At 66.7% G+C, this 12,300-nt stretch carries 12 protein-coding genes; 7 read left to right on the top strand and 5 right to left on the bottom strand.

Translation table 11 applies throughout. The features are described from left to right. Positions 1–40: 40 nt before the first annotated feature. On the top strand, positions 41–961 hold the full coding sequence (locus HMPREF1529_RS01270; protein WP_016463380.1) for a class I SAM-dependent methyltransferase: 921 nt from the start codon (positions 41–43) through the stop codon (positions 959–961). 6 nt (positions 962–967) lie between these two features. Here the strand turns inward: HMPREF1529_RS01270 and HMPREF1529_RS01265 are convergent, their stop codons facing one another. Next, positions 968–2,392, bottom strand: coding sequence for a glycosyltransferase family 4 protein (locus HMPREF1529_RS01265; protein ID WP_232212026.1), 1,425 nt, complete (start codon positions 2,390–2,392; stop codon positions 968–970). Beyond that, positions 2,389–3,834 (bottom strand): DUF2142 domain-containing protein, encoded by a 1,446-nt coding sequence (locus HMPREF1529_RS01260; protein WP_232212095.1) that lies wholly within the window; start codon positions 3,832–3,834, stop codon positions 2,389–2,391. The genes HMPREF1529_RS01265 and HMPREF1529_RS01260 overlap by 4 nt, the downstream gene beginning before the upstream one ends. A gap of 147 nt (positions 3,835–3,981) precedes the next feature. Between HMPREF1529_RS01260 and HMPREF1529_RS01255 the strand changes: the two genes are divergently transcribed. The 4 genes from HMPREF1529_RS01255 to HMPREF1529_RS01240 are packed head-to-tail and all read left to right on the top strand — an operon-like array spanning position 3,982 to position 7,156. Then, positions 3,982–4,713 carry a glycosyltransferase family 2 protein gene (locus tag HMPREF1529_RS01255; protein ID WP_016463377.1) on the top strand — a complete coding sequence of 244 codons (732 nt, stop codon included), beginning with the start codon at positions 3,982–3,984 and terminating at the stop codon, positions 4,711–4,713. Beyond that, positions 4,710–5,111 carry a DUF2304 domain-containing protein gene (locus tag HMPREF1529_RS01250; protein WP_016463376.1) on the top strand — a complete coding sequence of 134 codons (402 nt, stop codon included), beginning with the start codon at positions 4,710–4,712 and terminating at the stop codon, positions 5,109–5,111. Before HMPREF1529_RS01255 ends, HMPREF1529_RS01250 begins: the two co-directional genes overlap by 4 nt. A 22-nt stretch (positions 5,112–5,133) precedes the next feature. Continuing rightward, positions 5,134–6,360, top strand: coding sequence for a hypothetical protein (locus HMPREF1529_RS01245; RefSeq protein ID WP_157533848.1), 1,227 nt, complete (start codon positions 5,134–5,136; stop codon positions 6,358–6,360). A 52-nt stretch (positions 6,361–6,412) separates the two neighbouring features. After that, positions 6,413–7,156: a glycosyltransferase gene (locus tag HMPREF1529_RS01240; RefSeq protein ID WP_135948437.1), complete on the top strand. Its 744-nt coding sequence runs from the start codon at positions 6,413–6,415 to the stop codon at positions 7,154–7,156. A gap of 1 nt (position 7,157) precedes the next feature. Here HMPREF1529_RS01240 and HMPREF1529_RS01235 read toward each other — a convergent pair whose 3' ends face one another. The 3 genes from HMPREF1529_RS01235 to HMPREF1529_RS01225 all read right to left on the bottom strand — a co-directional run bounded on the left by HMPREF1529_RS01235 (position 7,158) and on the right by HMPREF1529_RS01225 (position 10,594). Beyond that, positions 7,158–8,033 carry a glycosyltransferase gene (locus HMPREF1529_RS01235; protein ID WP_016463373.1) on the bottom strand — a complete coding sequence of 292 codons (876 nt, stop codon included), beginning with the start codon at positions 8,031–8,033 and terminating at the stop codon, positions 7,158–7,160. Positions 8,034–8,121: 88 nt separating this feature from the next. Further along, on the bottom strand, positions 8,122–9,147 hold the full coding sequence (locus HMPREF1529_RS01230) for a glycosyltransferase family 2 protein (protein ID WP_016463372.1): 1,026 nt from the start codon (positions 9,145–9,147) through the stop codon (positions 8,122–8,124). Positions 9,148–9,190: 43 nt separating this feature from the next. Beyond that, positions 9,191–10,594 (bottom strand): O-antigen ligase family protein, encoded by a 1,404-nt coding sequence (locus HMPREF1529_RS01225; protein WP_016463371.1) that lies wholly within the window; start codon positions 10,592–10,594, stop codon positions 9,191–9,193. A 42-nt stretch (positions 10,595–10,636) separates the two neighbouring features. On the opposite strand from HMPREF1529_RS01225, the gene manA reads away from it, so the two are divergent. Next, complete coding sequence (gene manA, locus HMPREF1529_RS01220; protein ID WP_016463370.1) at positions 10,637–11,812, top strand: mannose-6-phosphate isomerase, class I; 1,176 nt, start codon at positions 10,637–10,639, stop codon at positions 11,810–11,812. Between the two features lie 169 nt (positions 11,813–11,981). Further along, complete coding sequence (locus tag HMPREF1529_RS01215; protein ID WP_005048276.1) at positions 11,982–12,299, top strand: WhiB family transcriptional regulator; 318 nt, start codon at positions 11,982–11,984, stop codon at positions 12,297–12,299. Position 12,300 lies beyond the last annotated feature (1 nt).

Raw genomic sequence — 12,300 nt, 5'->3', positions numbered from 1 at the left:
CTGAATGGCGCGACAAGACGTGGGAAGGCGGACCACAGAGATGTCAGACCAGACGCACAGCTCAGTTGAACGCGATGAGGCGTTCTGGTTGTGTGCGGCCAGCTACCTGCTGCCGGCTCACTATCCCGTGTCGGCCTGGACGGAACACGCGCCTTTCGCTGCATGGCTGGTTGACGTGCTGCGGCCTCGCAGTGTGGTCGAACTGGGAACCCACCTGGGGTACTCCTGCTTCGCTTTCGCCGAGGCAGCACGCATTCTCGGTATCGACGTGACGGTATCAGCGGTGGACAGCTGGGAGGGCGACGAGCACGCTGGGTACTACGGCGAGGAGGTCTTCGAGGGCGTACGCCAGACGGTTGCGGACTGTTATCCGCGCTCGGTGCGGCTGGTCCGGGGGCGATTCGCTGATGGCAGGGAGCAGTACGGCGATGCCACCGTCGACCTGCTCCACATCGACGGCCGACATGCGTACGAGGATGTGCGGGAGGATTACCTCACGTGGGTGACGGCGGTGCGTCCAGGGGGTGTCATCCTCTTTCACGACATCGCCGAGCGCGGCAACGGCTTCGGTGTCTGGCGGCTATGGGAGGAGCTGACCGCGTCTGGGGCGCCGTCCTTCTCGTTCGCCCACGGGCACGGACTCGGAGTTCTTGGCGTGGGAGATGGTCATCCCGCTCCGATCGCGGAGCTTTTCACCGCGCGTAGAGGGCTCACGGCGAGGATCCGAGCGGACTTCGAGGCTCTGGGGGCGCGCGTGAGCCGCCAGGCATGGCTGGAGACACTACCCGCGGAGGCGGAGCGGGCATGGTCGGATGCCCGCTCACGCGCAGCACACGAGGAGCAGCTGATCGCCGAGCTGCGCGAGACTCGGGATCGAATCGACGCGATGGAACGTAGCACGAGTTGGCGGATCACGGGCCCGCTTCGAGCAGTCGGCCGTTTGCGACGCGGTCGCCGTTGAGTGTCGTCAGATCGATTCGCGGTCGTGACGTTCGCGCCTCTCGGCCATCTTCTCCTTGACGAGACGCGGACCTCCACGACGCAAGTAGTGGAAGAGGAGGGCAGCATCGCGGCGACGACCGGGGGGCATCTCCAGGATCGCCTCAAAACCACGGGCGCCTCCTCGGACCGAGCCGCGGCGCGCGGACGCACGTGTGCGTGCCGTGACCGCGTCGGCGGCCGGTTGCGGGGCGAGACAGAAGTCGATGAGCGGGGCGAGCGCGCTGTCCCACTCGAACTCTTTTCTCGCGGAACGAACGCGTTCGCGAACGGTGTCCAGGCGTTCGGGATCATCGAGTAGACGGAGGATAGCTGCCGCGACCTGCGCGGCGTCGCCGGCGGGAACGACCTCGCCAAGTCCCCGCTCTCCGATGATGTCGGCGAATGCATCGCCTTCGCTGGCGACAATCGGAAGGCCCGCCCACAGATAGTCCAGGATGCGCGTACGAAACGAGAACCGTGTCTCGGCGTGCCAGACGTGGGTGCTCACACCGATATCGGCGTCGAGCAGGTAGTCCGCGCGTGCCTCGTAGTCGACCCAGGTGTCGTTGAAGAATACGGTCCTCCCCGTGAGACCGAGCCGCTCTGCCGCGGCTATCGCGTCGGTGAGTGCCTTCATCTCAGGGACGTCGGGATTGAAGTGCCGTGCGCTGAGGAAGAACAGTTTGACGTCGGTCCGATCGCGCTCGACGAGGGCCATCGCTTCGATGAGCGTGACCGGATCGAACCAGTTGTAGATGCCGCCCCCCCAGATCAGCACTCGATCGGTGACCTCGATGCCAGGCACCGTACCTTTGATCGCGTGGCGCGTCTGCACCGGCGGCGTATCTGAGAGCCCGAAAGGAACGACCCGCACAAGAGACTCGAAGGTTGGATCGGCCGTGTAGTTTGCTGGATTCAGGCGGCCGAGCGTCGATAGGCCGCCCAGCCAGAGGTTACGCTGGGCCTCCGAGGCACACAGGAAGCAATCGGCGCGCGCGAGCTGCTCGTTGACAAGCGACACGGCTTTGGTGACCTCGTCCTCCCACGCATCACGATCGCGATATCGGTTCATTTCCAGTTGCTCGATTTGGAACGGATCGTAGAGGTCGGCGACAACGATCTTCTGGGTTCGAGAGATGCTCGGGAAGACACGTAACGACGTTCCTTGTACGACGATGACATCGCTCCAGGCCTCGTGGATCGACATTCCGAGGTCGTCGGTCTCGTGCACGTAGTGCAACTCGAATTCGTCGGATCGCCGGCCGATCGGCATCCACGAGACGACACGAACTTCGGCGACTCGGGCGAGCGCGCGTGCCATATGCCAGACCCGGATCGCCGGACCCGCCATCTGCTGTCCTATCGGATCTCCGGTGACGATGAGGACGTGAGTCCGCGCTGCGCCGCTCATGCTCCGGCCGTGGGCATCATCGCTGGGGCAGCGGGGCGCGAGGCTCGCCGCGAGGTGCGCGCCGCCTCGCGGCGCAGGATGGCGAACTGGAGAAGGACAAATACTCCCGCGAACGCGAGCGAACCTGCTATCCACACGGCGAGCGGTGAGGGCGCGAGAGCCCACCACCACTCGGCGCCCGAGCCGGGGTCGAACGTCAGCCGGTCGACGCCTGTCGTGTAACGCTGGATATTGGTGTGCAGCGCGACGGCGTAGGCGATCGTGAGCGCGAGGCCCGCGAGCCACAACCGAGGTCCCGACCACGCGCGCGCTGCTCCGGGCCGCAGCGACGCAACGCCGAGAGTCATGACCATGAGAGGCAAGATGTAGCGCGGCTGCACGAGGTCGCCGACCACAGTGCGGGACTGGTAGAGGAGGATGAACGGTACGAGCCACATGGACGCGAGGCCGAGCGCGACGGCAATGCCGCGCGTGAGGGTCGCGCGGCGCAGGCCGACGAAGAGCGCCCCGGCGAACACCGCGGTCGCGAGGACCTCGACGACGGATGGCAAGTTGGTATCGATCCATCCGAGAGCCCACCCGCCGAGCGCACCCACCCAGAGACTCGGGACCTCGAAGAGGTTGGAGACGATCTGCGCTTTGGACAGTGAGGCGCTGCCGCCAGCGAGTCCGGAGACGACAGCGCCGCCCTGACTGGCACCGAGATAGAAGGCGACGGCAATGACCAGGATGGCGGCTCCTGCCGAAAACGGGATCAGGTTCGAGAGGCGCGGGCGACCGGCAAGGATCAATGCCAGCATCACTGCGAAAACGGCGTAGATCGCCGAGTCGGCACGGGCCCCCGCGCCGATGAAAGCGCCCAAAACGGCGAGCCCGATCAGCAGCCATCGTCGTCGACCATCGACCTGGGTTGCTGCGTACAGCGTCACCCACACAGTAGCAGCCGACAGGATCGCCCACGACGACGGATTGATCGAGGCGAGAACGAAAACGCCGAGCGGCACCGATGTCGCGGCGACCGAAATGATGAGCGCCGGCCGCATACGACGTGGCAGCGCCCAGAACGCCGCTGTCAGCAGGCCGACGGCGAAGGCGCCGTTGAAGAGCCGCATTGCCATCACCGACGCGGCCACGTTCGGGCTGGCGAAGACGGACATGGTGGCATAAAAGGCCTTCGGGTAGAGGCCGTCCGCGTTAGCTCTGTCGACTCGGGTCATACCGGTCTGGGTCGGGTCCCAGCACGCCGCGCTCTCTTCGGGGTGGAATGCGTAGCAGGTCGCGGGAGGGATCGCGGAGGGAATGAGGCGCCCCATGGTGCCATCCTGCGGGTCTTCACAAAGCCCCGCGCGCTCGCCCAACCCGCACCAGCTAGAGGCGAGGTGGAAGTCTTCGTCGGGCGTCGCCGCAACCGGGGAACTGAACGCCCATGCGGCAAGAGCCACGAAGACGAGTAGCGGCACGGCGATGGCGAGGAGGAGCGTGCCCGGCCGGTTTCGTGGGTGATTCACAACGAAATGCTAACCGCAGTGCCTGAAGGTTCGCGGCGCCATGCGGTCAGCGCGGCCCGCCTTGGTACGATAGGTGGCATCATGCCCCCAACCCCCGAGCGCACGCTAATCATCGTTCCCGCGTGGAACGAGGCAGCCAACATCGGCAACACGGTTGCTGAGATCCGCTCTAAGAGCTCGGGGATGGACATCGTCGTCATCGACGATGGCTCCACAGACGATACGGCCGAGGTTGCGCGAGACTCGGGCGCTCGTGTCATCAGCCTGCCTTTCAACATGGGTGTCGGTGGCGCTATGCGCACCGGCTTCACCTACGCGCAGCGTCACGGGTACGCTCGCGCGATCCAGGTCGATGCAGACGGTCAGCACGACCCCGACGACATCGTGCGCGTTCTCAGTGGACTCGAGCACGCGAACATATCGATCGGAGCGAGGTTTGCGGAGGCGGGCGATTATAAGGTCCGAGGTCCTCGTTGGTGGGCGATGCGCTTTCTCGCCACGGTCTTGTCCCGTGTCGCGCGGACGAAGCTCACGGATGTGACCAGCGGTTTTCGCGCGGCTGACCGGCGTGCGATCGATTGTTACGTGCGCTATTACCCGGCCGAGTATTTGGGTGACACTGTTGATTCTCTCGTCAACGCCCTCCACTCGGGGCTGACTGCGACGCAGGTCCCCGTCTCCATGCGCGCGCGTCAACATGGGCAGCCCAGTCAGAACCCGTTGGGCGCGACCGTTTACCTGCTGCGCAGCGTATTCGCCCTGACTCTCGCTCTCCTCCGCGGAAGGCGCCGCGCCGAGGAGGCCAGCGCATGATCGTGTTGGCAGGCATCGCTTTCGCACTGATCGTTCTCGCAATTATCGTCTCGATGTTGCTGCGTCGGCAGCTTCGTGAGAAATATGCGACGTTGTGGCTGGTCATCGGGCTCGCACTTCTCGTCCTTGCCGTCTTCCCTGACCTCCTCGGCGGGCTGGCCCGGCTGCTCGGGGTCGAGATTCCGTCCAACCTGCTCTTCGCTTTGTCGATCGTGCTGCTCGTCGGCGTCGCCCTCCACCTGTCCTGGGAGCTGTCGCGCGCCGAGGATGAGATACGTCGCGTCGCAGAAGACGTGGCGATCCTGCGCGCCGATGTCGAGGCGCTGAGCGCCACCCCGGGCAAGGGGTCCACATCCGATGTCGAGAACGAGACGATTCCGGCCGACGGTGACTGTTAGAGCTGACCGCTCCGGGCTCGCCTTGATCCTGATCTCGACGGCTGTCTCGGGAGTGGTGGGATACGGGATACAGATCGCCGTCCCGGCCTTTGTGTCACCCGTCGACTACGTGACCTTCTCGGTCGCTTGGTCGGCCGTTTTCCTCATCGGTACCGCTCTCTCCGGTGTTCAGCAGGAGGTTAGCCGTAGCGTTCGACCCGTCGACGGGCCTGGAACGTCATGGACCCTCGGTTCCTTCTCGATGATCATTCTTCTGATCGTGGTCGCCGCGACAGGCATAGCCGCTCTTCTGGGATCGACTGCGCTGTTCGGTGAGGCCGCAATCGGCGGGGGAATCGCCGTGGTCGCCGGCTCGGTTGGCTATCTGCTCGTTGTGTTGTTGTCCGGCGTTGTCTATGGGACGAGGCGGTGGTTCGTGGCGGCGCTCATCACCGTCGTCGATGCTGTCGTTCGCGGTGCCGCCGTCGCGACCGGCCTCGTACTCGGAGTGAGCATCGACATACTCGTCTTCCTGGTCGTCATTCCCTTCTTCGTCACGTTCATCGTCGTCGGGATGTTCGCGAAGCTCACCGCCCGCGGGGGGTATGCGGTCGACGCGGGGACACGCGTGCTGCTTCGAAACACCGGCAAGACGGTCGGCGCAGCGATCGCCATGGGAATCATGATCACTGGTCTCCCGCTCTTGCTTCGTGCCAGCACGCAGGATGGCGGGGTGACGGAACTCGCCGCGACCATCTTCGCGATTACCCTTACACGCGCGCCGATCGTGATACCTGTCATCGCGCTGCAGAGCTATATCATCGCGCGAGCGCGAGATCGAGAAGGGGTGTTCTTCTCGGTTCGGGTGCGGCATGTCGCAGCACTCAGCGTCGCGCTTCTCGTCGTGGGTGCTGTCGCTGGACTCGCGGGGCCGTGGGCGGTATCCGCGATCTCCGGCGGAAGCTTGGCGATCACACCGATCCTGATGGCGATCATCGCCGATAGCGCTGTCCTGGTGGCTGCGATGGCAGGGCTGGGCTCATTGTTGGTCGCCTCTTCCCGGCACGACTGGTATCTGGGCGGCTGGATCGTCGCAGCGGTCCTCACCGTAGCGCTGTTGTTCTCGCCGGTCGCCTTCGATGCTCGGCTCGAGGTCGCTCTCCTCCTCGCTCCCGCTGCCGGCCTCGTGGTGCATGTGATTGGACTTCAACGCGTGTACGCGCGTGTTCGGGCAGCGCAGCTCACAGATGCACGGGGCGATGATGACTGACGCGGCGAGGTCGACGGATTCAGCAGAGATGCCGGTAAGAGTTAGCGTCTGTATGGCGACGTACAACGGTGCCCGATTCGTTGTCGAGCAGCTTCGATCGATTCTGTCCGAGCTGGAGGCGGATGACGAAGTCGTCATCGTTGACGATGCCAGCACCGACGACACGGTGGTGAGGATCCGTTCCCTGGCTGACGATCGAATCCATCTGGTCAGCCAAGACTCGAACCGTGGATACGTGCGGACCTTCGAGCATGCCCTTTCGCTCGCACGGGGAGACATACTGATGCTCTCCGACCAGGACGACGTATGGATTCCAGGAAGACGGGCTCTCTTCGTGGAGGCGTTGGCGATCCACCGGGCGGCGGCATCGAACCTCGTCATCCTGGGTTCCGGTGCTCCCGTGCCGTCCCCGGTAAGCGGTCGACCGTGGCGTCTTCCCCCGGACGGGGCGGAACGCGGCGCCGTCCGGTCGCTCCGTGTTCTCGCGGGCATCCAGCCCTACTACGGATGTGCGATGGCGGTGCGCCGGGATCTCGTTTCGTCGATTCTCCCATTCCCCGCCTTCCTGCACGAATCGCACGACCTGTGGATCGCGCTCGTCGCGAACGCCGCTCGAGATATGTGCCATATCGGCGAGGCGACCGTCGAGCGGCGCCTTCACGATTCCAATGCATCGCCATCACGACCTCGGGGCGTGCACGCGGTTCTCCGGGCGCGCTGGATGCTGTTGCGCTCCATCGCTGAAGCGCGTAGGCGAGTGAGGGCGTCGCGCGGCGCGCCCGGCTCGACGGAGTAGATCAACGGAAGATCAACGCAACCGCGGCGCGGCGCGCCCGCGGGTCCCCTCCTCTGATCACGCTGGGCAGTATGGAGACTCCGTGCAGCCGCGACATGATGCGCCACCGCGCGGCTCGGCTCGCACGAGCCCAACCACGCTCGTCGGCGAGTCCAGCCGCTTCGCGATAGTACGCACGCTCGTCGGTGAATCTGGAACCGTCGAGAATTGCCTTCTGCGAGAGGCTCGCCGCATGGCGACGATAGGAAAACACCACCCCCGGCTCGAAGTGCAGTGCGCCGTCCTGCAGCGCTATGTCGATGAGTAGTGCGAGGTCGAGGATGATTGGCAGATCATCGCGGAAGTCGATGGAACGCAACTTCTCCGTGCGGAACATCAACGACGGCCAGTAAAGCCAATTGCCCATAAGTAGGGTGGCGGCCATCTCCTCGCCGCGGAACGTGCGGGGTGATCGCGGCGTGAGCAGTCGCTTGACGCTGTCGACCAATGTGCGAGTCGTGTGGCCATGGGCATCCACGACGCGCACGCCGCCCTGGAAGACGTCCACGTCCGGGTAGCGGGCTGCGACTTTGCTCATGCGCGCGACATAGTGCGGTCCGAGCAGGTCATCGCTCCCGAGAATTACCGTGTAGTCGGTGCGTGCCGAGGTGACGGCTCGGCGGAAATTGTCGGTGATACCGAGGTTCGTGTCATTTCGCCGGTACTCGATCCGCGGGTCGCGCAGCTGCGCGAAGTACTCGGGCACCGAAGGGTCTGGGTAGCAGTCGTCGATGACAGTGAGTATCCAGTCGGGATCGGACTGCGCCAGAACCGACGCCACGGCTGACCTCAGGTCGGTCGGATCACCCCAGAAGGGCATGCAGAAATGGATAGTCATGACGCGAATTCACCTTACACGCGCCATCGCCGGTGACTCTCGTCTCTAAGGCGAGGGGCTGTGCCCTCTCGATTCTTCGGCGATGGTCTCAAGGGTCAGAGCGAGGTGGGGCCGTCAGATCCGCGCCCGCCGCGACCAGCGGCGGCATGGGCTTCCAGGCGGCATCCCGCGAGATCTTGCGTCCGTCGCGCAGGCCTCGGAACAGGTTCGAGGTGCCCCGGACGGTGCGCTCGACGAACAGGAGCCGGATGAGCTCCTTGCCGAACGTCAAAGCGGTGCCGAAGCCGAAGAGCACCGGGTTGTAGACCCCCAGGCTCCGGTAGTAGCGCTTGATGATCGCGCGGTTGCGCATGATGTAGTAGCGGTACGCGTTGCTCGACGCGTTCATGTGGCGGATGCCCATGTCCCACTGCTTGATCTCGCGCGTGCGGCGCAGCACGAACTCGTTCACGATCACCGAAGTGGTGATGCGCGACGCGAGCCAGCCGTAGGTCTGATCGTCCCAGTAGATGAAGAAGCGCGGGTCGGGCAGGCCGATCCGGCCCACGATGTCGCGGTGGATGAACATGCCCTCGAAGCAGCCGGAGTTCATCTCCTTGTATCCCGACTCGTCGAAGCCGCTGGGTGCGAACGGAATGGGAATCGCAAGAGGCTCCGCGACGCGGTACTGCCAGTAGAACTCGCTGCCGTCGAAGTCGTAGCGCCGTCCCTGGATCGACTTGAACCGCGGCGCCCACGCGCCCATCTTCGCGAGGCCGTCGGGCAGCACTTCGACGTCGTCGTCCATGAGCCAGATCCAGGTGGAGCCGAGCTCGTACGCCACGCGCATGCCCTCGCTGAAACCGCCGGATCCGCCGGTGTTCTCGTCGAGTCGGCGGTAGACCAGCTCGGCGCCCAGGCGGTCGCGGAACGACTCGACGACCGCGGTGGTGTCATCGATGGACGCGTTGTCCACGATCACCACGTGGCCGGGCTTCGGCTCCATCGCGGTGATGCTCTCGAGCAGCTTGGTGAGCAGGCCAGAACGGTTGTAGGTGACGATCGCGATCGTCGCGCTGGCGGGCGTGAACGTCTCGGTCGAGGCCGCGTCGGGGCGCGCAGAAGTGGAGGCCATAGCGCGAGAAGTCTAACCCGGCCCCCTGCGCATTCCCCGCTCGTCAGCGCGGCACACGCTCCGTCTCGCCCTGCTCGCCGACCAGCCGCTCTTCCGAGGCTCCGCGTCCGAGCAGCGGTGCCTGCTTGATCTTGAACGCGAGCATGACGATCAGCAGCCAGCCGCCGGCGACGATCGGACCGGAGTCGGCGACGCCCTGCACGAGCAGCACCGCGCCGGTCAGCGTCGGTACGAGCGTCACGGGGGAGTAGGGCCGGTCGGCGACGAGGTCCCAGCGCGGTCGGTCGACGGCGAAGAACCAGGAGCGCCAGACGTACGCGAAGAAGGTCAGGGCCAGGAGCACCATGCCGACGAGCCCGAGCTGGACGAAGACGTCGAGCCACACGCTGTGCGCCTGGGTGAGGGCCGGGTCGACGTCGGCGATCCACGGGGCGGATGCCGCGTCTCGCGGTGGCCACGGCGTCGCGAAACCCCACCCTTGCACCGGACGCTCGAGCGCCTTCGCCGTGATCAGCGCCCATGTCCCTTCGCGCCCGTCGAGGTCGGTGCTGCGGCCGAGGAAGGCGAAGATCTGGCTCCGCCCGAACCACACGGCGAGAATGCCGGCCGCGGCGACCAGGGCGTAGACCAGATAATACCGGGTGCGCTCGCCGGCGCGCTTCGTGGTCCGCATGACCAGCACCGTCGCCAGCACCAGGACGACCGCCGCGGCGCCGAGCCACCCGAGGGCGGAGCCCGCGCGGAAGAAGAGGAACGCCGACAGCGCGAACCACCCCGCCAGCAGCGTGCGCCGCGGCGCACGTGAGGCGAAGCGGACGGCGAACACGACCATGCCGAGCAGCGCGAGGAACGCCAGCGCCGTGGCATCGCCCACGATGCCCTGGATCCGCCCGCCGCTCAGCAGCTGATCGTGTGACCAGACGACGGCCCCGTCGGCCCCGCCGCCGTCGGGCCGCGCGAAACCGGCAAGCAGCACGCCCCGCCAGACCACGGACACCCAGAGCTCGAACAGGAGCGACAGTCCGAGCACCCATTTGAGTGCCGACGCCATCGCCCGCACCAGCTCACGCCACGTGAGCACCGCCCCGACGAAGACGGCCTGCACGGTCGTCACCAGCAGCAGGACGAGGGTCGCGGCCGTCGCGGCGAGATGCGTCGTCCACAGCAGCGAGCACACGGCCCACAGCCCATAGGCGAGCGCGAACCACGGCAGCCGACGCCATTGCACCGGCGGACGCAGCACCGCCCACACCGACGCCGAGACGACGCCGGCGGCGACGACGAGGACGGCGGTGCCCGGGATGCCGAGAGCAAGAGGCCAGGCGGGCCCCGCGAGGGCTGCGGCGAGGACGAAGATGCACCATCCCCGCAGCAGCAGGTGGCCCGACGTCGCGCGGATCGGCGCGGTCGGCGGCGCCGCGACCGGATGCTTCGTGTGGACGGCCATGGTCTGATCAGAGTAGCGCGGCGGCGGTCCTAGGCTGGGGGCATGCTGACGCCGATCTCCAACGATCCTCGCGACTACTCCTGGGGTTCCCCGACCCTCATCCCCGCCCTCGAAGGACGCGAGCCGACGGGGGCTCCCGAAGCCGAGATCTGGTACGGCGACCACCCGGGCTGCCCGTCGCTGACGTCCGACGGACGCACACTCGACGTGGCCCTCGCCGAGGCGGGACGCCCCGCCCTGCCGTTCCTGCTGAAGCTTCTCGCCGCCGCATCCTCGCTGTCCATCCAGGCCCACCCGACGCGCGCGCAGGCCCAGGAGGGCTTCGCGCGGGAGGAGCGGGCCGGCGTGGCGCGCGACGCCGCCGACCGTCTCTATCGCGACGACAACCACAAGCCGGAGATCATCGTCGCCCTGAGCGACGAGTTCCGTGCGCTCGTCGGGCTCCGGCCTCTCGCCGCGACACGTCGCTTCCTGTCGGTGCTGGCCGCGGCCGGCGACGAGGTCCCCGCGGGCGTCGCGCAGCTGCAGCACCGCCTCGACGTCGACGACGACGGTCCCGCCGCCGAGCGTGCGCTGCGCGACGTGCTCGCCTGGGCGCTCGGCGAGGCGGATGCCGCGACGGTGCAATCCGTGGCCACGGCTCTCGATGCCGCGGCCACGGCGCAGCGGGCGGAGTTCGCCGATGAGATCGCGGTGCTGCGCGCCGCGGCATCCGACTTCCCGGGCGATGGCGGGCTGATCGTGGCCCTCCTGATGAACCTCGTGACCCTCCGCCGCGGCGAGGGGCTGTTCGCGCCGGCGGGCGTGCTGCACGCCTACCAGTCGGGCCTGGGCGTCGAGCTGATGGCCGCGAGCGACAACGTCATGCGGGGAGGCCTCACCCCCAAGCACGTGGACGTCCCGGAGCTGCTGCACGTGCTGGACGCGACTCCCGCCCCGGCTCCCGTCATCCGCCCTCGCCGCCTCGCCGACGGGGTCGACGTCTACGACACCCCCGTGGACGATTTCCTCCTCGAGCGTGTCACCGTCGCCGGCGACACCGTTCGCGTCGCGGTGCACGGCCCCGCGATCGCACTGTGCACCGACGGCGAGCTCGTCGTCCGGGCGGCCTCGGGGACGGCGGCGCTCCGCCCCGGCGCGGCCGTGCACATCGCCGATGAAGACGCCGTCGAGGTCTCCGGCACGGGCGAGCTCTTCCTCGCCCAGCCGGGCTCCTGACCCACCGGCATCCGTGAGTGCGGCGAGGCCGCGACACGCCGACGGTCGTGCGTGAAGGTTCAATCCCGCGTTGAGGGTTTACGATCTGCGACTTGACCGCGGCGAATGACAAGGGTGTAATTATTCCAACACGCGCATCGGCGCATCGGGAAAACGTGGGGAGAACGATATGACGGGTTACCGCTCCGGCGTCCCCGACAACTGGTTCGTCGACCCGGTCAATCTGGGCGTGCCGGGAGTGCGTCGCCCGTCCGTCGCCGACGAGGACACTGCTCTCGCCTGGCAGGCCGACGCTCTGTGTGCGCAGACCGACCCCGAGGCCTTCTTCCCGGAGAAGGGTGGGTCGACCCGCGACGCGAAGCGCATCTGCACCTCGTGCGACGTGCGCGGCGAGTGCCTCGAGTACGCCCTGCAGAACGACGAGCGCTTCGGCATCTGGGGCGGACTCAGCGAACGCGAGCGCCGCAAGCTCAAGCGTCGCGCCTGAT

The sequence above is a fragment of the Microbacterium sp. oral taxon 186 str. F0373 genome (assembly GCF_000411455.1).
Lineage (GTDB): Bacteria > Actinomycetota > Actinomycetes > Actinomycetales > Microbacteriaceae > Microbacterium.
The sequence above is the reverse complement of the archived record's forward strand: the minus strand, read 5'-3'. Positions and strand labels throughout refer to the sequence as shown.

Excerpts from the sequence above, each read along its gene's own strand:
- HMPREF1529_RS01270 (WP_016463380.1), top strand. The coding sequence starts at position 41 with ATGTCAGACCAGACGCACAGCTCAGTTGAACGCGATGAGGCGTTCTGG.
- HMPREF1529_RS01265 (WP_232212026.1), bottom strand. The coding sequence starts at position 2,392 with ATGAGCGGCGCAGCGCGGACTCACGTCCTCATCGTCACCGGAGATCCG.
- HMPREF1529_RS01255 (WP_016463377.1), top strand. The coding sequence starts at position 3,982 with ATGCCCCCAACCCCCGAGCGCACGCTAATCATCGTTCCCGCGTGGAAC.
- HMPREF1529_RS01250 (WP_016463376.1), top strand. The coding sequence starts at position 4,710 with ATGATCGTGTTGGCAGGCATCGCTTTCGCACTGATCGTTCTCGCAATT.
- HMPREF1529_RS01240 (WP_135948437.1), top strand. The coding sequence starts at position 6,413 with ATGGCGACGTACAACGGTGCCCGATTCGTTGTCGAGCAGCTTCGATCG.
- HMPREF1529_RS01235 (WP_016463373.1), bottom strand. The coding sequence starts at position 8,033 with ATGACTATCCATTTCTGCATGCCCTTCTGGGGTGATCCGACCGACCTG.
- HMPREF1529_RS01230 (WP_016463372.1), bottom strand. The coding sequence starts at position 9,147 with ATGGCCTCCACTTCTGCGCGCCCCGACGCGGCCTCGACCGAGACGTTC.
- HMPREF1529_RS01225 (WP_016463371.1), bottom strand. The coding sequence starts at position 10,594 with ATGGCCGTCCACACGAAGCATCCGGTCGCGGCGCCGCCGACCGCGCCG.
- manA (WP_016463370.1), top strand. The coding sequence starts at position 10,637 with ATGCTGACGCCGATCTCCAACGATCCTCGCGACTACTCCTGGGGTTCC.
- HMPREF1529_RS01215 (WP_005048276.1), top strand. The coding sequence starts at position 11,982 with ATGACGGGTTACCGCTCCGGCGTCCCCGACAACTGGTTCGTCGACCCG.